Source organism: Parabacteroides sp. 52 (assembly GCF_010500925.1).
Taxonomy (GTDB): domain Bacteria; phylum Bacteroidota; class Bacteroidia; order Bacteroidales; family Tannerellaceae; genus QVMG01.
Genome location: NZ_QVMG01000001.1, coordinates 409,839 through 429,331 on the forward strand (window position 1 = coordinate 409,839; position 19,493 = coordinate 429,331).

The 19,493-nt window shown below is 42.2% G+C and carries 15 protein-coding genes; 6 read left to right on the forward strand and 9 right to left on the reverse strand.

Annotated features, from left to right (window positions below):
• Nucleotides 1-55: 55 nt before the first annotated feature.
• The 6 genes from D0T51_RS01670 to D0T51_RS01695 form a co-directional block, all read right to left on the reverse strand.
• Nucleotides 56-1,312 carry a Gfo/Idh/MocA family oxidoreductase gene (locus D0T51_RS01670; RefSeq protein WP_163724243.1) on the reverse strand — a complete coding sequence of 419 codons (1,257 nt, stop codon included), beginning with the start codon at nt 1,310-1,312 and terminating at the stop codon, nt 56-58.
• Between the two features lie 136 nt (nt 1,313-1,448).
• Nucleotides 1,449-3,227: a RagB/SusD family nutrient uptake outer membrane protein gene (locus D0T51_RS01675; protein ID WP_163724244.1), complete on the reverse strand. Its 1,779-nt coding sequence runs from the start codon at nt 3,225-3,227 to the stop codon at nt 1,449-1,451.
• Nucleotides 3,228-3,248: 21 nt separating this feature from the next.
• A complete protein-coding gene (locus tag D0T51_RS01680) occupies nt 3,249-6,746 on the reverse strand; it encodes a TonB-dependent receptor (RefSeq protein WP_163724246.1) in 3,498 nt (1,165 codons plus the stop codon).
• A gap of 98 nt (nt 6,747-6,844) precedes the next feature.
• On the reverse strand, nt 6,845-7,822 hold the full coding sequence (locus D0T51_RS01685; RefSeq protein WP_239056606.1) for a FecR family protein: 978 nt from the start codon (nt 7,820-7,822) through the stop codon (nt 6,845-6,847).
• A gap of 157 nt (nt 7,823-7,979) precedes the next feature.
• Entirely contained in the window at nt 7,980-8,597 is a 618-nt protein-coding gene (locus tag D0T51_RS01690; protein WP_163724248.1) for an RNA polymerase sigma-70 factor, read from the reverse strand.
• A 355-nt stretch (nt 8,598-8,952) separates the two neighbouring features.
• On the reverse strand, nt 8,953-9,951 hold the full coding sequence (locus tag D0T51_RS01695; protein WP_163724250.1) for a metallophosphoesterase family protein: 999 nt from the start codon (nt 9,949-9,951) through the stop codon (nt 8,953-8,955).
• A gap of 288 nt (nt 9,952-10,239) precedes the next feature.
• Between D0T51_RS01695 and D0T51_RS01700 the strand changes: the two genes are divergently transcribed.
• The gene (locus D0T51_RS01700; RefSeq protein ID WP_163724251.1) at nt 10,240-10,482 is read left to right on the forward strand and encodes a DUF6364 family protein; all 243 of its coding nucleotides are present in this window, start codon (nt 10,240-10,242) and stop codon (nt 10,480-10,482) included.
• Nucleotides 10,482-10,898 (forward strand): PIN domain-containing protein, encoded by a 417-nt coding sequence (locus tag D0T51_RS01705; protein WP_163724253.1) that lies wholly within the window; start codon nt 10,482-10,484, stop codon nt 10,896-10,898. Before D0T51_RS01700 ends, D0T51_RS01705 begins: the two co-directional genes overlap by 1 nt.
• An 83-nt stretch (nt 10,899-10,981) precedes the next feature.
• Here D0T51_RS01705 and D0T51_RS01710 read toward each other — a convergent pair whose 3' ends face one another.
• Both D0T51_RS01710 and D0T51_RS01715 read right to left on the reverse strand, forming a co-directional pair.
• On the reverse strand, nt 10,982-12,307 hold the full coding sequence (locus D0T51_RS01710; RefSeq protein WP_163724255.1) for a PhoH family protein: 1,326 nt from the start codon (nt 12,305-12,307) through the stop codon (nt 10,982-10,984).
• 108 nt (nt 12,308-12,415) lie between these two features.
• Nucleotides 12,416-14,779, reverse strand: a complete 2,364-nt coding sequence (locus tag D0T51_RS01715) for an outer membrane beta-barrel protein (protein WP_163724257.1) — start codon at nt 14,777-14,779, stop codon at nt 12,416-12,418.
• 181 nt (nt 14,780-14,960) lie between these two features.
• On the opposite strand from D0T51_RS01715, the gene D0T51_RS01720 reads away from it, so the two are divergent.
• Both D0T51_RS01720 and D0T51_RS01725 read left to right on the forward strand, forming a co-directional pair.
• Entirely contained in the window at nt 14,961-16,526 is a 1,566-nt protein-coding gene (locus tag D0T51_RS01720; protein WP_163724259.1) for a sensor histidine kinase KdpD, read from the forward strand.
• Nucleotides 16,523-17,206: a response regulator transcription factor gene (locus tag D0T51_RS01725; RefSeq protein ID WP_163724261.1), complete on the forward strand. Its 684-nt coding sequence runs from the start codon at nt 16,523-16,525 to the stop codon at nt 17,204-17,206. The genes D0T51_RS01720 and D0T51_RS01725 overlap by 4 nt, the downstream gene beginning before the upstream one ends.
• 119 nt (nt 17,207-17,325) lie before the next feature.
• On the opposite strand, the gene fabD is transcribed toward D0T51_RS01725, so the two are convergent.
• Complete coding sequence (fabD, locus tag D0T51_RS01730) at nt 17,326-18,207, reverse strand: ACP S-malonyltransferase (protein WP_163724263.1); 882 nt, start codon at nt 18,205-18,207, stop codon at nt 17,326-17,328.
• Nucleotides 18,208-18,338: 131 nt separating this feature from the next.
• Between fabD and D0T51_RS01735 the strand changes: the two genes are divergently transcribed.
• Both D0T51_RS01735 and tatC read left to right on the forward strand, forming a co-directional pair.
• A complete protein-coding gene (locus tag D0T51_RS01735) occupies nt 18,339-18,536 on the forward strand; it encodes a twin-arginine translocase TatA/TatE family subunit (protein ID WP_163724264.1) in 198 nt (65 codons plus the stop codon).
• Nucleotides 18,537-18,542: 6 nt separating this feature from the next.
• Complete coding sequence (tatC, locus tag D0T51_RS01740; protein ID WP_163724266.1) at nt 18,543-19,391, forward strand: twin-arginine translocase subunit TatC; 849 nt, start codon at nt 18,543-18,545, stop codon at nt 19,389-19,391.
• Nucleotides 19,392-19,493 lie beyond the last annotated feature (102 nt).

Sequence of the window (19,493 nt, forward strand, 5' to 3'; positions counted from 1 at the left end):
TTGTCAACTGTCAATTATCAATTGTCAATTTGGAATATTTGCTTCGCCCGGCGAATCAAATATTCCACGGTGCCCGCATCGGTTGGTCTATCAATCGATTCGCCGCTTCATCATTAATAAATTCCAATTTCACCGGATCAAAATGCAAGGTCCGGTTCAGACGAAGTGCCACAGCTCCCATATTAACAATAGTAGCTGAACGGAAACCATTCTTTTCATTCAAGGCAAAAGGTTGACGGGTTTTGACACATTCGATAAAATCAGTCACCTGTGGTTCCGGATCCGGATAGGCTGCCAATTTCTTTTCCCATTCAGGTATATCACAAACAAAATTCTTATACACATTTCCCTTCGGACCTGAGATATAAGGCGTATTGGGATCACCGTAATCACCTCCCCAAAGAACGATCTGACAACCATCCTCATAGGTATAAGTAATCGAGCGCCAGGTTCCCACGGCATCCGGATGTTGTTGCGGAGCATCTACCTCCACTTTCACCGGACTGGTATGATCCTTACCCAAAATATATTGTACCGGGTCTATATAATGTTGTCCCATATCACCTAATCCACCACCGTCATAATCCCAATATCCACGGAAAGTACCATGTACCCGATGAGCATTATAAGGTTTGTAGGGTGCCGGACCTAACCACATATCGTAGTCCAATTCAGACGGAACGGTTTGTGGTTCCAGATATTCTTTACCTACCCAATAAAACTTCCAGTCGAAGCCGGTATGTTTACTGATAGTCACCTTTAACGGCCATCCCAACATACCACTTTGCACCAGTTTCTTTAACGGTTTCACAGGGGTACCCAAGCCATAGAAAGGATCCGCAAAGCGGAACCATGTATTCAAGCGGAACATACGTCCATACTGCTTTACTGCTTCCATCACACGTTTACCTTCACCGATTGTACGTGTCATTGGTTTTTCACACCAGATATCTTTTCCGGCCTTTGCTGCTTCTACCGACATAAGGCCATGCCAATGCGGAGGAGTAGCGATATGCACAATATCCACATTCTTATCCAGAATCAAATCACGAAAGTCATGATAAGCCGCAATCTTATCCTTCACCAGTTTCTTTCCCAGTTCCAGATGATTTTTATCTACATCGCAGACTGCGACCAGACGTGTACCGGCATAGTTCACGTGTCCACGTCCCATTCCACCGGTTCCAATAATTCCTTTTGTCAACTGATCACTCGGTGCGATAAAACCTCTCCCCAATACCTGACGAGGTACGATTGTAAAGGCTGCAATTCCTCCAAGTGTTTTAAGGAAATCTCTTCTGTTTGTTCTCATAGTATAATAATTAACATAAATAAATGAATATCAAGTTATCATTTGGCAAATGTAGGATTTTATCCTTACATATGCCAAAGCCATCCCAAGAAAAACAGCCGCAAGAAACGGCTGTTTTTTTGAGATCATAGCATTTTTATTCTAAAGTCGGATTGAAAGTACCATCCCAGGTATTATTCTGCTCCAGATTCGGATTTTCCAGAATATTCGCTTCCTTGATGGGGAAGAAATAGAATGATTCTTTAATCACAAACTGTTTTTCCGCACTCGGAGTCAACGGAACCTGATGTTTTACGTAGCGGAAATTTTCCGGCTTCAACTCATTCTTTGCTGCCAATGTACGAGCCTGTTCCATACTCATATCCGTTCCATCCGCATTGATGGCGATTGCTTCGACACCGAACTTTTCCAATTTATCCAGTTTCATCATATTGCGTGTACGGCGCATATCCATGAAACGGTGTCCTTCGAAACACAATTCAATATTACGTTCATCCAATACAGCCTGACGGATTTCCGCACGGTTTCCGACTTTCAGACCATAGAGTCCATCGGCTCCGGCTTCGATCCCAGCCCGTTCACGCAGTTGTTTGAGCATACTGATCGCTACATCAGGCTGACCGTTTTCATTGGCTGCCTCCGCATAGATCAGCATCACTTCAGCCAGACGCATCAAAACAAAATCGACACCCGAAGCCTGCGTTTTATCCTGTGTCAAAGAAAGGTCACTTCCTTTAAGAATAAAGAAGCCGGAATATTTGTCATTATTGGCCGCATTCTGCCCGGCTGCAGGATTGATACCGTAACAGTCGTCCTCATCGGCAATACCCAAGGCGGTATACTGACGATATCCACTCGGTTTACCGGCCACCGGATATTCAACACCATTATACACAATAGAACTTATCAGACGCGGGTCACGGTTTTGCCAATACTTCTGCATAAATTCATTTTCAGTTGCCACATAGTATTTACTTGTCGGATCGTTATAATGTTTTCCATCCAACATCGGCACGTCGCGTACAAAATTCCATGTAGGAGGACCAGAAGCCGAACCACGGCTCACCGAACCCGGACGAATAGATGGTTCCCATCCGGTTGCCATTTTATTCGGGTTTTCATTAACCACCGCAAAAATCACTTCCGGACCGTTTTCTTCCATCCAGATACTTTGGTAATCAGCACTTAAAGCTCCCCCATTATGCACACAGAACTCATAAGCTTCTTTCGCTGCCGTATACGCTTCTTTCCAGAAAGCATTGTCATACATATTACCCGGATTAAACTGCGGTGAAGCTTTATATAACAACACCTTCGCTTTGTAAGACAGAGCAAAACACCGGTCTATCCGGCCATAAGAGCTCCCTTTTTGTCTTGCCGGTAATAAAGAGATCGCTTTATTCAAGTCTTCAACCAGGAACTGAAAACACTCAGCCGTAGAGTTACGTTTCACATATAAATCGTCTACATCTTTATCTTGCGGCACTTTTATATATGGAATACCACCGTGATAAAAAATCATCTGGGAATAAATATAAGCCCGCATAAAATAAGATTCGCCCAACAACTGATTTTTTGTACCTTCCAATAAAGAGCCGGCTTCCAATTCCAGGATTGCTTCATTGATCAAACGAATTTTCGCATAATCCCATTTTTTATAACCGTCTCCCGTTTTGTTGATAACACCTTCGTAGAAAGGCATACCGATTTTTTGTTCCGAATCATTATCCTGCGCGGAAGACCAGTTAGGGAATACTTCCGCATACAGGTTCGTTACATAAGCAGAAGCTAATTGTTCATCCGCCCATACCAAATTTGCATCGTAACTATTCAGGTTTTCAATATCTAAAGAGTCGCAACCCGTCAAGGCAAAAGCTGCGATCATACTTGTAAATATATATTTCAATTTATTCATATAGCTATTATTTTAAGGGAGTTAGAACGTAAAATTAAGACCGAAAGTGAAAGATTTCATCAACGGATAAGAGTCATAATGCTCTTGTTCCGGATCCATAAATTCACCCATTGCAGAGATAAAGAACAGGTTTGTTCCGTTAGCAAAGATCTGTGCTTTCGAGATTCCGATCGGACGCAAAATACTCTGCGGCAAATCATAACCTATATTTACGTTTTTCAAACGAAGATAAGCGCCATTGCGCAACCAGAAACTGGTTCTTCCCACACCCGACTCATACCAGCTGCTACCAATCACACGCGGATATTTTCCGTTCGGGTTCTCCAGGCTCCAACAGTCATCGCTGGTCCAGATCGGGAAATACGGACGAGTCGATCCACCATGTTGATAAAAACCGCCATCGGCTCCACCGGCAATACGATCGTATTTACCGACTCCCTGGAAATGCAAATCCAATGTAATGCCTTTGTATTTGATGCTACCTCCAAAACCGTAGTTAATACGGGGAGATGTATCTTCTGACAATAAATTATACGCATCATTGCCATCGATCTTTCCATCCGGGCCTGGTGAGTAACCATCCCCACGGGTATCTTCATAGAGGATACCACCCAGATAAGGATCCCGGCCATACTGCTTGAAACCTTTCGCTTTCAATTCGTCTACCTGTTCCTGTGTACGGATAATACCGATCGCTTTCAATCCGATTAAAGGATTATTAGACTTTCCTACTCTTGTCAAGTCTGATAAATTGCCTGTCTTATAAACTGCCGATTCATCCAATATATCCCATTTATCCCGGGAGAAACCTAAGTTTACATAAGCAGAATAATCAATCTCCCCACCGGCTGCTCCGTCTCGCCATATCATCGAGAACTCACCTCCTCGCCAGGAACGAGCGGCATAATTTTCAGGAGCCAACGCCTGTCCGTAAGTACTAGGAATAGATTCCGTGCGTGGTCCCAGGATATCTGTCTCTTTCCGATAGAATCCATCGATCGAGCCACTCAGTCGGTTATTCAAGAAAGAGTAATCGATCCCTCCATTGTAAGTGGTCGATGTTGCCCAGGTCAGATTCACAGAAGGAGTAGCTCCCGGTTTGATACCATTGGCTAAATTCTTTCCATAAATATAATTAAGCCCGGCTACATATTTCTTGATATAAGAGAAGTTAGCAATTTCCGCGCCTTTGACATCCAGGTCATTCCCGGTTGTCCCGTAAGAAGCACGAATCTTCAGGTCGCTCAACCAATTAGAAGTACCTTCCATAAAAGGTTCGGCACTGATACGCCAAGCTGCCGAAACAGAAGGGAAGAATCCCCAGCGGTTGCCCGGAGCAAATAAATCGTTGCCATCGTAGCGGAAAGAAAATTCCGCGATATATTTGGAATCGTAATTGTAATTGAAACGTCCGATCCACGACAAACGGCCTCCTGTATATTCTATTGCATTGCCATAACGCCGTTCCGCATCCGTCGAATACACAAACATCTGATCGTAATTGGTCAACGGTGACTCTCCTTTGGCTTCTACATATTCGCCTCCGTTTTCTGCTTGTTCGAATACGACCATAGCCCCGACATCATGTTTACCGAACTTCTGATTGTAGTTCAGGAACCAGTTGAACTGTTCACTCCACAACGTACGCATACCATACACCAGATTTTCATAATTCTGACTGAATGTAAACGTGTTATAATCATTCAGATTCAACGGTCCAGGTAAGAAACGGTTGCCATTCGGGTCGGCCTGCTGGAATTTATAGTTGGTCTGGTAAGTCATAAATTTCTTACGGCTATAATCTTTGCCGATATAGTTACCCATTATTTTGGTGGATAAACCGGGTAATAAGAATCCCAGATCTACGTCAAAAGTAAGGATCGCACTCATATTGCGTTTACGCGTTTTGATATACCGGTCCCCAATCACTTGGTCCACGACGTTCCAGCTCTGCCAGCTACCAATGGCCGGATAAATCGGGTAATCCGTTTTTTTACTTGCCGGTGTTCCATCCAGGTGCGAATAGAAAGGAACCGTTTTCAATGCGTTGAACGTACAACGATAGAGGTCGTAAACCGCCTGATCGTCATCGTTTGTAAACGGCCAGTAAAAACGTTTTTGATCCGATTGGTTGGCATTGATATTCACGTTCATTTTAATATACTTGGAAAGCTCCATGGTTATATTCGAACGCAGGGTATATTTTTTATTCGACAGGTTTTCATACGAACCTTCTTCTCCTAAAAAGCTTCCCAGAACGAAATACTGCACCTTTTCACTACCACCGGCTACACTTAACGAATGTTTGGTATTCCACGGAGTCTGCCAGATCCAGTCATTTACATTATAACTCTTGTCTTTGAAATAATCAAACTCTGCCTCCCCATTAGGTAAGGTCTGCCCTTTAAATTCCGCTACTTTATTCTGATAGATCAACTCATCGGTTGCTGTAAACATATCTGAGAATAATTCTTTGGTCGGTTTACTGAAGGTATAAGACCCCTGGTAATTGAAAACAGGTTTACTATTGGTATTTCCCGACTTCGTGACCACCAGAACAACCCCATTACCTGCAGCAGAACCATAAACAGAAGCGGTTGCTGCATCTTTCAGGAAGCTCAACTGGTCTACTTCATTCGCTTCCAAAGCATCAAACGCCTCTTTGTCGCGGATAACCCCATCGATTACAAACAAAGGATCTCCAAAACCACCACGCATACGGATTTGGGAAGAAGCTCCCATCAAACCCGAATTCCCCGTAATGGTCATACCCGGCGCCCTACCTGCCAGCGTATTCGACAGATTCGATGTCGCAATAGCCGTCAGATCGTCTGATTTCACATTCGAGATAGAACCGGTCATATTGACTTTTTTCTGTACCCCATAACCGATAACGACTACTTCTTCCAAGGCTTTCGAATCTTCCTGTAAGGTGATTTGATATACATTATCTCTTGTCACCGGTACGGTTTGATCGACAAAACCAATATAAGAAACGACCAAAGTCGCACCCTCCGGTACATTCTCTATTTTGAATTTACCGTCCACATCCGTCACCGTGCCAACCTCTGTATGGCCTTTGATTATAATATTGGCTCCAATAACGGGCTCACCGGTATTGTCCACCACTACACCGGAGATACTTCTTTTCTGCTGAGAAGCTTCCATACGTACAGGCTCTGCCTGATAACTCTTTTTATTCTCATCGCGAATGAAAATGCGATTATTGATAACCTTATATGAAATGCCTGTATCTTTAAATACTTCTTTCAATACGTTCTCAATATGTTCATTTTTTGCATTGACAACCACTTGAGGTAGTTCCTTACTCAACAAACTCTCTTCATAAGAAAACTCATATCCGGTTTGTTCACTGATAGATTTAATGACAGCACCAACGGTTGTTTGGTTGAGCGCAATTTCCAGATTCACATACAAAGAGTGCGTCTCATTCACCGCCATTACGGGCGAAGCTGCCAGTAATATAGCTAATGTTGCAATAGATACTTTTTTTAACATAGATGTGATTTAATAATGTTAGTACTAATTCCAAGTTACTTTTTTCGTGTTGGTTTTTGGTTTTTGGTTTTTTCTTACTTCTTATCTCACCATAGGCATTACTTTTTAGGTTCATAAATAAATACTTCTTTCTCCTCTATATGATACTCAAAAGGGACCATATACTTTAACAATTCCAGAACTTCCGCCAGTCCTTCCTCTCGGTTTATCACACAACGGAATTTTATATCAGCTAATGCTTTTGATTCCAGGTTCACATGCACATCGTACAAAAGAGATAGTTTGTTGACTATTTCCCGCAAGGTTGCACTCTCAAACGTCAACTGTCCAAGATGCCAGGAGGTTGAGACAGCCGCATCGACTGCTTCTACTACATATTGGTTGTTACCGGGGGTATAAGAAACCTTTTCGCCCGGTGACATGTCTAAAAGGAAATGCTGGTTTTTGTCTAACAAAGAGACCTTTCCACTGACCAGGATTGTCTCTATCTTATCTCCGTCGGTTCCTGTGTTTATATTAAAAGAGGTACCCAATACCTTCACTTTTAACTGTCCGCCTTCTACCCAAAAAGGAGATTCCGGGTCTTTCTTTACTTCAAAATAAGCTTCACCTATTACTATCACCCGCCTGTTGCTGGCAGAAAAAGAATCCGGTATACGCAACGATGCGCCTTTGTTTAACCAAACGACCGAACCATCGTCCAGATTTATCTTTTTTATATCCTCTCCGTCACTCATCACAATATGCAGATACGATTCGGGTTGATTGAAAGAGTACCAGCCTCCGAAGGCAAGTGTTATCAACAAAAGAAAGAGTGCAACATATTTCATCAGCGTGTTCATCCGGCAACTCTTTTTTGTCTTATTTACCTGATGATTGACCTTCTTCAGGGCATTTTCTATCCTATCGGGGGTATTGTAAAGAAGAAAACGATGGCTGATCCTTAGTCCGATAAGCAGACGAAAGATTTTTTCGTTCTCCTCCGACTGGTTTTTCCAAGCCATCAACTCCTCCAGTTCGGTTGGAGTAAGCTCTTCTATCATATATTTCACAAGTAGGCGGCTGTCAAATTCCATTTTTATATTATTACGTAATAATAGCCAAACGGTCGGAAGAGAAAAACTACGGAGAGTTTTGCTTTTTTTTTCGAATAAAGGTTGGGGGTGGATTCTTTTTTGTTCTTTCCTTATATAAATACCTCTAGGGTATACAATGATTTATCTTACCAAAAAATCACAGATGTATAGGATATGTTATGCCCAATAGAATACAAAGTAAAAAGAATTCTTTAGTAGACATTTTATTCTTCAGGAACTTTAAGGTCAGGTAAATATGGCTTTCCACAGTTCGTTGCGGAATCCCCTTTAAATCAGCAATTTCTTTGGCCCGCAATCCTTTTATATAGGCAAGAACAAATACTTCCCGCCGTTGTACAGGTAATTCGTCAAGTAATTCATAAAGTTGTTGGTAAAAATCTTTTGTATAGAGTTCTTCCAATACAGAGGATCCTTCTTTTAACAGAGCTCCGTATTGTTCCAGATAATCCTGATAGGTTTTAACCTGATATTTTTCGGACAATTGGTTTTTTCGGATATAATCCAGGCAACGGGTATAAGCCGATTGAAACAGATAAGAATGAAAGCCTTTTCCTATATATAATTTATCCCGATTCTCCCAAATATACAGAAATACATCCTGAGCTATATCCTCAGCGATACCTTCTTCTATCATGGATGAAATGTAAGCGACCAAACGCGGATAATAATAACGGAATAATCTGTTAAAAGTATCTTGGTTACCGCCCTTCAAATCATCTAAAAGTGCATCTTCGGAAAATGAATTAACAAGCATTTCAGGTTTTCATTTATTTCCACATGCAGCAAATATAAGATTATTTAGTTAAAATGTTTAGATTTTTGTGTTGAAAAGTTTAGAATTAAAATCCAACCTCTTTGTCTGTCTAGGAAGCGAATATCCTGTTGCCGATGGGCATCAGCAATATTGTCGATGCTGTTCAGCAATATTGACGAACACGTTCAGCAATATTGCCGATGCGCATCGGCAATAAAATAATGGGTAAAGAAAAGGCACTAATTGCCCTACTCCTTCTACCCTCAAAGACTATACAAAAAGAGACGGGCTCCTCTCCCACGCTGGAGAAGAGCCCGCATACACTTTGGGATCCTATAAAAGAAGAGGAAACGTCCTATTCTTTCTTCTTCTGAAAATAGGTTGGGAAATGGAATTTATGGATGATTTCATTCTGAGGCAGGCGGATCCAGGAGTGAAAACCTTCTTCGCCTTCGGTCAGTTCAATCACACGGGCACCGTTGGGTTTCAGGTTGTTGTAAACGGTATTCCCACCGGTATAACGCCCGTAACACAAAAGAATACCTTTCCAGTAAACAGCATAATCATCGTCGTGATCGTGTCCGACAAAGGTAGCCTGTACATCTCCCATTTCACGCATGGAAGCAAATAAACCGGAGTTTAGTTGCGGGGCACAGGCTTTTTCTTTACGGGTACCGTACAGAACCGCTGTTTCATCGTTCGCTGCCTGATTGTATTCCGGCAGTGGTATGTGAAAAAAGGCCAATGAGGGTATAGGAGTTCCCTTGTTTTCTTGGGTATAACGGGCACTATTCTCGCGATACCATTGAATCTGATCAAATTGGATATAGTCATATCCACCGATTCCTTTCAGTTTGGAATAGGATTGTGAATCGAAGCCATAAAGAATATGGGCATCTTTTTTGCCGTCACTCGATTTCACAGGCAGGATAAAGTTGGTCACTCCCGACAGGCCTTCTACGGTAGCCGTCAGATTATAGGGCACCGTCCGGATGATTTCAAAAAGTTGCTGACGATTTAATCCCTGTTCGTCGTCGTGATTCCCAAAGACAACGGCAAAAGGAATCTTTTTATCGGCCACCAGTTTCAACACATGGCGTAACCCTTCTTCGGCGGGTTTACCGTAAATTACATCCCCGGTAAAGAATACCAGATCGGGTTTCTCCGCATCGACTACTTCACGGATACACTCCAGAGCCACATCCGACCGTGGGTCTCCATGGATATAATGTACATCGGTGAACTGTACAATTTTAAACTTTCCGTTTTTATTGTACCGCAAAGTCGGCTGCTCGGCCCAACCGAACTGTAAGGCCGCGAACAACCCGGCAAAAAGTAATACAAATCGTTTCATTTTGTTTGTTTATTTAATAGTGAATTCATGATATCTTCAAGACACCTATCAACGGTGAAATCCTCAATGAGATCTTGTTTTTTATGTTTTTTAGATTAATACGTCCGTCGGCAAGAGAAAGCAAAATAAAGTAAATAGTTTGTATTCTACAAATAAGATAAAAGGGAAAAAAGACATTTTCCTTATCGTAGGAGTTTTTGTTACAGAAACAGTTGCTTTCAAATTTTTTAATACAAAGAGAAGGTTTATACGTATTTATTTGTTATATTTGTACGTAAAAGATGCGTTATGAATACAAAACTAACTTTAAACCTGAATAGAGAGATCATCAAACAGGCTAAGCTATATGCAAAGGACAATCGAACCAGCCTGTCGAAGTTGATAGAGAATTATCTGAATTCGCTTACCCGAAATCAAGAGATATCGATCAGGGAAATTAGTCCTTTAGTGGAAAGTCTTACCGGTGTAATTGATACCGGAGAGATAGAACGCAAGGAGTATGTGGATTACTTGTCAGAAAAATATGCTTGATGGAAAAGCTGTTGGTTGATACGAATATTGTTATTGATCTGTTGGCTAAACGAGAAGATTTTTATCAGGAAGCACAACGATTGTTTACTCTGGCCGATCACAGAGAAGTGAAACTCTTTGTCTCTGCATTGACTTTTGCCAACACTTATTATCTGCTCAATAAATATAATAAGGCAGAAGAAGCAAGGAAAATACTGATTAAATTTAAAGTATTGGTAGAGGTGCTTCCCCTAGATGATAAAATAGTAGAACTATCACTCATTTCCGATTTCAAAGACTATGAAGATGCCATTCAATATTATTCCGCTCTGGAGAATAAATTGGATATGATCATTACCCGAAATAAAAAAGATTTTAAGACGTCCATACTTCCCGTATTTACAGCAAAGGAATACCTGAAAAGGAATGATAAATAAAATAAATTATTTAACTTCAGCATCCGGCTTATGCCGGATGTTGAAGTTGCCAACAATCGGACTTCTCTTGGTTTCCTGGAAAATCACATGAGGTTGGCAGCCATTTCCGCCAACTGACTCCGCTCTCCTTTCACCAGATTTATATGGGCAAAGAGTTCTTGTCCTTTCATTTTATCCACCATATAGGCCAATCCGTTGCTTTGGGCATCCAGGTAGGGAGAGTCTATCTGTTGGATATCTCCGGTGAATATCATCTTCGTACCTTCGCCAGCCCGGGTGATAATGGTTTTTATCTCATGCGGCGTAAGGTTCTGAGCCTCATCGATGATGCAGAATGTCTCCGAAAGACTTCGTCCACGGATAAAGGCCAATGCTTCCACGACCAATTTGTTTTCTTTTTGCATTTCATCGATGCGTTTGACTTCCTGACTGCCGGAGGTAAACTGTGCCTTAATCACATTCAGGTTATCAAATAAAGGTTGCATATACGGGGCGACCTTTTGTTTCTCGTCCCCGGGGAGAAAGCCGATATCTTTATTTGCCAAAGACACGATCGGACGGGCGAGTAGGATTTGTTTGTATTGATTCGATTGTTTCAAGGCTGATGCCAAAGCCAACAATGTCTTTCCTGTTCCCGCTTTACCGGTTATACCGACTAATTTGACTTCCGGATCATTCAATACCTCGAAGGCAAAACTCTGTTCGGCGTTCCGGGGTTGGATACCATAATTCGTTCCTTTTTCTACTTTTTTGATTTTATCGGTGAAAGGATTGTAACGAACCAATACCGAATTGCGCACACTCTTGAGGATAAAACACTCATTGGGATCGAGTTTGGATGTAATCTCCAACAAATCCGCATCCACTCCTTCCGGACAAGCATATATTTTATCAATCAGATCCGGGTCTATACTATCGTATGTATCTTGTGCCCTTTCAAAGACATCGACATTGATGACTTTGTCGGTGATATAATCTTCGACAGTGATACCTAAGGCACGTGCCTTCATGCGCAGATTGATATCCTTGGTCACCAACACCGTCTTCATCTTAGGCTTGGATTCCGCCACCCAGGAGGCACAGGCCAATATCCGGTTATCCGGCGTTCGATCGGGGAAAGATTGGGTGACATTGGCTTGTACTTTGTCGCCGGTCACCACATACAAGGTTCCTTTTCCCGTGCCCAGAGAGGCACCCTTCAGAAACAAATCATTACTGGTCAGTAAGTCCAGCTCACGCACAAACTCACGGGCATTATAATTAATCTGATCACTGCCTCTTTTAAACTTATCCAATTCTTCGAGAACGACTATCGGCAGATAGATATCATTTTCCTGAAAATTCTCTATACACTTGTAATCATGCAATATGACGTTTGTGTCTAATACGAAATTTTTCTTTACTCCCATGGCATATTCTCTTATATGTTTATTGCAACTAAGATAGGAACAATTCCGATACATTATCCTTTTCATCAGACAAAATCGCTATTGAGCCTAAAGAATTCAAGGTTTAAACTATTGTCCGAACCGGGAAGTATCCACCTTGTCGTGTGCCTTTTCTTTATAACCTCCGAATTTATAAACGAAAGTCAGACGTACCGCTTGCATATCATTCACTTTCGTCATCTTATTCCACTGATTATCTTGTTTTATTTCAATCTTATCCGGATAGCCGTGACGGAAAATATCATCCACTTTCAGGGTAAGAGAGGCGCGTTCATCAGCAAATGTCCATTTCAGTCCGGCCGAAATATTACAGATGAAGCCCAAGTCATAAAGCCCCTGTATGGCACCGGGAGTGACATACTGCCCATCAACAGTAAGTTTCAGGTTGGGTGTATGGGATAGATTAAATGTATGATTCATCATGACAGCAGCGACATATGCTTCGCGGTTGAAAGACATCGTATGGAAATGGTCACTCTTCTCCTGCATACGAAATCCCTGCAAGGTAAAACGGCTGTTCCAGAACGATCCGACACGGAAAGGCAGAATAACCGCAATTCCGGTCTTCAGGGAATAATTAAAGTTCTCATACCGGAACACATTTTTCATTTCTGCATCACTCTGGTAAGGGACCTGTGTGAAATAGTCGGGCGCATAATTACAGAAAGTGAGGAACATATACTTTTGGCGAAGGATATACACCCACTGCATATTATACGTACGATAGGGCTTCAGAGACGGATTCCCTTCCACTACCGAATACGAATTCAGCGGATAACGCTGAGGGCTCAGGTTCCAGTAGGTAGGATAGGTTTTATCGCTGTTTACATGGAGTTGGAGAATATGTTGCGGCGAAAAGGTATAACTCATCGAGAGTGTTGGAAACAAAGCCCATGCATTCCATAAGGTCGTTTGCTCCTCATTCTTCCGGTAATCCGACTTATAGTACTCTACTTTCATCGCTGCATTGACCGAAAAGCGGGAATTAAAAACATGGGATACATCGGCAAATACATTGGCGGCATAATCTTTCTGCGTATTATCTTCGATGGACTGCGGATGCAGTTCATAATCCTTTCCTGTATTATATAAATATTCTATATAATTATCTGACACCGCATAACTACCTTGTATCCCATAATTCAACTCCCAGGATCCCAATGTATGCGATTGGTTGGCAAAAAGGGAATAACGGGAAATATCTTGCTCGGAGTTATTCAATAAATCTGTTACTGATTGATTGTCTATTTTATCTTTAAAATAAAGCGTGGACGGATCATGGTATCCGGTATAATCGCCTCCGATAGTCAGTCCCCGGTGTCCGTCATATTGAAGGCGTACATTTTGCAAAGTCGAGTGATTCTTCGTATCTCCCCGGCTGATACTTGTCCAGGGCGTCTGTTCATCTTCCTGGGGGGCAAAGCCGGTAAGGGAGTGACGAACCGCTTTAGATTTATCGGCTGCCAGGTAATAAGCCGCGGATAATTTATCTTTATTGATGAATGTATAATCTACTCCCAGGCGCACCGTGCCTTCTTGGTTGCGGGTCGTATTACGCCCTGTCTGTTCAATTTCCGTAATTGCCTTGTTCAAGGTATGTCGTGCCGTCATATCTTCTCCACTATACATACGTCCTTTTTGGGCATCCACCAGAAGATCGACCGACAAACGGGGAGTGGCATAAAGCAGGTTCGCATGCACACCACCCAGGGCATAATGCTTCTGCTCATAGTAACTACCAGCTTCTCCCTGAAAAACAGGGTGTTCCTCAGCGGGTTGATCCAATATAACATTGATAAGCGCCCCTTTCACATTGTATTTGGCTGGGGCATTATACAGCACCTCCGCTTTTTTCACACGAGAAGCGGGCATCGTTTTCAACAACTGTATCAATTGCGGAAGCGACATCGTAGTCAGTTGTCCGTTTATAATGATATGTAAAGATCCCGCACCGATCAACTCCAACGTATCATCCATTCCATGTATACCGGGTAATTCTTTGATGGCTTCAAAGGCGGTGTTGACAGTTTTATCCTTTATCAGTTGAGGTATATCATAGGCTAAGGCTGCCCCTTCTACGCGTACGACCGGCCTTTCTCCTTTGACAACGACTTCGTTCAAATCGTAACTCTTTTCTTTCAATAACACCTCTCCTACTTCTGCCGATGCGATCTCCATCAGACAGGCTTCGTATAAGAGGTGTTGAAACAAAAGACGATGGGGCTTTTCTATCGGTTTCTGTATCAGAAACTGACCCTGGCTATCTGTAATAACTGCATCGACATAGACGGAATCAAGTGTCTGCAATACAACAGCTACCCCTTCGACAGGTTGGCGGTGGGGGTCAAAAACGATGCCTTGTACGTTTTGTCCTGCTGCCAGGCGGGTGATCAGGAGGAAACAGAGAGTGAAAAAATAAAATAGAGTTTTCATATCATTTGTTTTTTAAGTTTCATGATGCAAAGAAAGGGGCTATGTAGGAAAGACTGTGTTATCAACGGCTTACGAAGTGTTATCTAGTCTTACCAGAAAGGAAATTCATTTGTTTTTATTAGGTCAGCTATCCGGGAGATTGTAATTTTGGCCTATCAAATCATCAAACAAAGACAAATGAATGAAAACACGTCTTCAGTTTAAATGGATCGGTCTGCTTATTGTGATAGCCTTAGTCGTTCTAATCGTCTTCCAGGGATATTGGCTAAAGGGGGTATATGGTACACTTTATAACCAGATGGAAACGCATATTATGGAAGCGATGCGTATAGCTGATTACAAAGAACTCTTCTTCCGTATGGAAGAGATAAAAGAGAAAAAGGAAACCCAGGAGGAGGAAGAAGTGGAATATACGAATAGGATCCAATTTGGAAACCAACAAGAAAGGAAAGAACCGGATCATGAGGAAGAAAAGGATAGCATATATGGTGGCTTTGATTTCAGAGAGAAAGACCTGAAAAACGAAGTGGATTCGGCCTTGACCGAGTTGTTGACTGCATTAGACGGTTTGGAAAATATGATAATCCAATCTATGCATATGCAGTTGGATACGATGATGCATGTTAATTTTCAACGATATGACAGCTTGTTGGTAGAGGAGTTGAAGGCACGAAACATAAATCCGCACTATCAATTGAACCTGATGTATCAGGCCAACGAGAAGCATACCGTATTCCATATATTGGGAAAGAATCACCCCGGAATGGAAGAAGATACTACCGCTGCAGTATTGGACTGGAAAAACTCTACTTTCTACGATTATCCGATCACCCTCTACTCCCGTTCGTACGACAATGACAGCGTCTATTCGGCGACAGAAAAGAACAAGGCGGATGATACAATTGGAAATCCGTATTCATACCGGTTGTATATTAAATCACCGGCACGTATCATCCTTTTGCAGATGAGCGGCATACTCCTCTCCTCTTTCCTGGTTCTTCTGCTTATTATCATCACCTTTATCTATATGTTACGCACCATGATGCGACAAAAAACGGAAGAGGAATTGAAAACTGACTTTACCAATAATATGACTCATGAGTTAAAGACTCCCCTATCTATAAGCTATGCGGCAGTAGACTCCTTATTGCATTACGGAGAGCCGGTTACTGAAAAGCAAGAAAAATACCTGACCATCGTCAAAGAACAACTCAGCTACCTGACCGGATTGGTAGAACAGATCCTGACCCTCTCGGTGGAAAACCGCAATACGTTCCGCCTGCGTCCCGAATCCATCAAATTGGCTGATATGATCTCCCGTCTTATCGAACAACACAAAGTCAAGAGTAAGGAGAATATATGTTTCGATATAGATATCCCTTCTACACTGGAACTGACGGCCGACCGGACGCATCTTTACAATATGGTTAATAACCTTATTGATAATGCCTTCAAATACACCTTGAAAAAACCGGTATTTATCCGCATACAAGCAGAGGTATTACCTCATGAAATCCGCCTGTCCGTTACAGACAATGGACCCGGAATCAGCATGACACATCAAACCCGCATATTTGATAAGTTCTACCGTATCCCCAGCGGTAACCTCCACAATGTCAAAGGACATGGATTGGGGCTCTATTATATCAAAGACATGATGGCTAAACACGAAGGAAGTGTGTCAATAGACAGCATATGGGGAAAAGGATCCACTTTCACGCTTCATTTTAAAAAGAATAAAAAATGAATAAGATAAAAGTTTTATTAGTCGAAGACGAGTCTACCCTGACCATGATCATAAAAGACACTCTGGATGGCCATGAGTTCGAGATATTCCTGGCGGCCAACGGGGAAGAGGGAATTCTCAAGTACAAAGAGATCCAGCCTGACATCATCGTTTCGGATGTGATGATGCCAACTATGGATGGCTTCAGTATGATCAAGGAAATACGAAAAACAGATCCTCACATCCCCGTTCTCTTTTTGTCGGCCCGCTCTGCGGCCAACGACGTGGTGGAAGGATTCGAACTCGGAGGAAACGATTACCTGAAGAAACCTTTTGGCATGGCTGAATTGATTATACGCATCAAAGCTCTTTTGCATAAGGTTGTCTTGCAAAAAACAGAAACAACCACCTTCCAATTGGGACAATATACCTTCGACTCCATCACACAATCCCTTACCTTTCAGGGAGAAAAACAATTTCTCAGCAACCGCGAATCAGAAATACTCAAACGCCTTTGCGAAAACAAAAACCAGGTGATGTCCATGAAGGAGGTATTGCTCGACCTATGGGGAGACGATTCCTTCTTTAACGCCCGCAGCCTTCATGTGTTTATCACCAAACTACGGCGTAAACTCATGAACGATGAGAGTATCAAGATATTGAATGTACGTGGAATCGGTTATAAGATGATTACCGACTGATCTGAAGGCTGGGGAGCAAGGAGTAGTTAGAGGGGGAGTCAGAGAAGTTAAAGGAGTTAGAGGGGAAATATTTATTATTCTTAACTCCTCTGACTCCTTTAACTTCTCTAACTACTTACTTATTGCATTCCTTCTGTTGTCATTTCTTTATTGATCTTCTTCACCAGACCTTGCAATACGGCACCTGGTCCTAACTCAATAAAGTGATCGGCACCATCTGCAATCATATGTTGAGCGGTCTGCGTCCAACGTACGGGGGCTGTCAATTGCGCAATCAGATTTGCTTTGATCTCTGCCGGATCCGTATGTGGTTTGGCATCCACATTCTGATAAACCGGACAAATAGGTTTCTTTATTTCAGTCGCTTCAATGGCAGCAGCCAATTCAGCACGGGCCGGTTCCATCAACGGAGAGTGGAAAGCACCACCGACCTTCAGTTTAAGCGCCCGCTTGGCTCCGGCAGCCAACAACTTTTCACAAGCCTGGTCGATGCCCGGTATAGAGCCGGATATAACCAATTGTCCCGGACAGTTATAATTGGCACATACCACCACTTCGTCTGTGATGCCGGCAGTAATTTCTTCTACTACCTCATCCGACAAACCTAAAACAGCAGCCATAGTTGAGGGAGTAGCTTCACAAGCCTTTTGCATAGCCATGGCACGTTTGGATACCAACACCAATCCGTCTTCAAAAGAAAGGGCGCCGGCAGCAACCAGGGCAGAAAACTCACCCAGTGAATGCCCGGCAGTCATCGCGGGTTGAAACTGATCACCCAATGTTTTTGCTAATATAACAGAATGTAAGAAAATGGCCGGTTGTGTCACTTTTGTTTGTCTCAGATCTTCGTCTGTTCCTGCGAACATCAGATCTGTAATGCGGAAACCAAGGATCTCATTTGCTTTTTCAAACATCTCTTTAGCTAAAGGGTTGTTCTCATACAAATCTTTCCCCATTCCTACGAATTGTGCACCCTGACCGGGAAATACATACGCTTTCATGTTTCTAATAATTTTCTAATTTCAGATTTTTAAGACGGTGCAAAGGTAATAAAATTGAAATAAATGAGATACATATCGTATCTTTGCATGACAGAGATGAAGATTATTAACAATTAAAACAAAATAATATTATGAACAATCTACTTTTTCTTCAAAATTTAGGAATGGCTGAAATCGTCATCATCGCTCTCATTGTCTTATTACTTTTCGGTGGTAAAAAGATACCCGAACTGATGAAAGGTATTGGTAAAGGGGTGAAGAATTTCAAGGATGGCGTAAAAGGTCTTGAAGACGATATCAATATAGACGATACAGACGAAAAGAAATAAACGGCAATGCAACAAGAAGAAATGTCATTCTGGGACCACCTGGAAGAACTTCGTTGGACTCTCTTTCGTTCCATAGTTGCGCTTTGTATTTTTGCCATAGCTCTCTTTGCTTTTATGCGGGGAGAGCATGGGATATTTGATGTGCTTATAATGGCACCCACACGGGGTGACTTTCTAACCTATCAACTATTTTGCAAAGCAGCCACATTGTTTAATGTGGCAAGTGAGTTTTGTGATACGGCTTTTCGTATTGACATTGTCAATATAAAACTGGCCTCTCAGTTTTTCACACACTTGACAACTGCTTTTTGGTTATCTCTGGTATTGGCTTTTCCCTATCTCATGTATGAGATTTGGAAATTTATCAGTCCGGCTCTATATGAAAATGAAAAGAAGAATGTGCGTTGGGTATTCCTCTTCGGTACAATTATGTTCTTTTTGGGCTGTGCGGTTGGATATTATATCGTTTTCCCGGTAACCCTGCGCTTCTTGGCCACGTATCAGATAAGCACGGCTATCACGGAACAAGTCTCTCTCGAATCCTATATGGATAACTTCCTGATGTTGATCTTCATCATGGGGATTGTATTTGAGATGCCTCTCTTATCCTGGCTTCTTTCTAAATTAGGTTTATTGAATCGCTCTTTCTTCCACAAATACAGAAGACATGCGATCGTTGCCTTATTGGTATTAGCCGCTTTCATCACCCCCAGTAGCGATCCATTCACTTTATCGCTGGTATTTGTACCGCTTTATGTGCTTTATGAGATCAGTGCCTTCTTTGTCAAACCGGCACCTATAGAGGAGGAGGAAGAGGATGATAACGACAACTATCTTCCGGAAGCAACAGAATAAAACGATTAACGGTTAATGATTAACGATTAATGGTGACCGTTCCGGTCATAAATAAATTTACAAAGTCGCTTGCGACCCTCGTTAATTATTAACCGTTAATCG

What these genes read in the sequence shown, in the direction of transcription:
- D0T51_RS01670 (WP_163724243.1), bottom strand. Translation starts at nt 1,312, where the DNA reads ATGAGAACAAACAGAAGAGATTTCCTTAAAACACTTGGAGGAATTGCA.
- D0T51_RS01675 (WP_163724244.1), bottom strand. Translation starts at nt 3,227, where the DNA reads ATGAATAAATTGAAATATATATTTACAAGTATGATCGCAGCTTTTGCC.
- D0T51_RS01680 (WP_163724246.1), bottom strand. Translation starts at nt 6,746, where the DNA reads ATGTTAAAAAAAGTATCTATTGCAACATTAGCTATATTACTGGCAGCT.
- D0T51_RS01685 (WP_239056606.1), bottom strand. Translation starts at nt 7,822, where the DNA reads ATGGAATTTGACAGCCGCCTACTTGTGAAATATATGATAGAAGAGCTT.
- D0T51_RS01690 (WP_163724248.1), bottom strand. Translation starts at nt 8,597, where the DNA reads ATGCTTGTTAATTCATTTTCCGAAGATGCACTTTTAGATGATTTGAAG.
- D0T51_RS01695 (WP_163724250.1), bottom strand. Translation starts at nt 9,951, where the DNA reads ATGAAACGATTTGTATTACTTTTTGCCGGGTTGTTCGCGGCCTTACAG.
- D0T51_RS01700 (WP_163724251.1), top strand. Translation starts at nt 10,240, where the DNA reads ATGAATACAAAACTAACTTTAAACCTGAATAGAGAGATCATCAAACAG.
- D0T51_RS01705 (WP_163724253.1), top strand. Translation starts at nt 10,482, where the DNA reads ATGGAAAAGCTGTTGGTTGATACGAATATTGTTATTGATCTGTTGGCT.
- D0T51_RS01710 (WP_163724255.1), bottom strand. Translation starts at nt 12,307, where the DNA reads ATGGGAGTAAAGAAAAATTTCGTATTAGACACAAACGTCATATTGCAT.
- D0T51_RS01715 (WP_163724257.1), bottom strand. Translation starts at nt 14,779, where the DNA reads ATGAAAACTCTATTTTATTTTTTCACTCTCTGTTTCCTCCTGATCACC.
- D0T51_RS01720 (WP_163724259.1), top strand. Translation starts at nt 14,961, where the DNA reads ATGAAAACACGTCTTCAGTTTAAATGGATCGGTCTGCTTATTGTGATA.
- D0T51_RS01725 (WP_163724261.1), top strand. Translation starts at nt 16,523, where the DNA reads ATGAATAAGATAAAAGTTTTATTAGTCGAAGACGAGTCTACCCTGACC.
- fabD (WP_163724263.1), bottom strand. Translation starts at nt 18,207, where the DNA reads ATGAAAGCGTATGTATTTCCCGGTCAGGGTGCACAATTCGTAGGAATG.
- D0T51_RS01735 (WP_163724264.1), top strand. Translation starts at nt 18,339, where the DNA reads ATGAACAATCTACTTTTTCTTCAAAATTTAGGAATGGCTGAAATCGTC.
- tatC (WP_163724266.1), top strand. Translation starts at nt 18,543, where the DNA reads ATGCAACAAGAAGAAATGTCATTCTGGGACCACCTGGAAGAACTTCGT.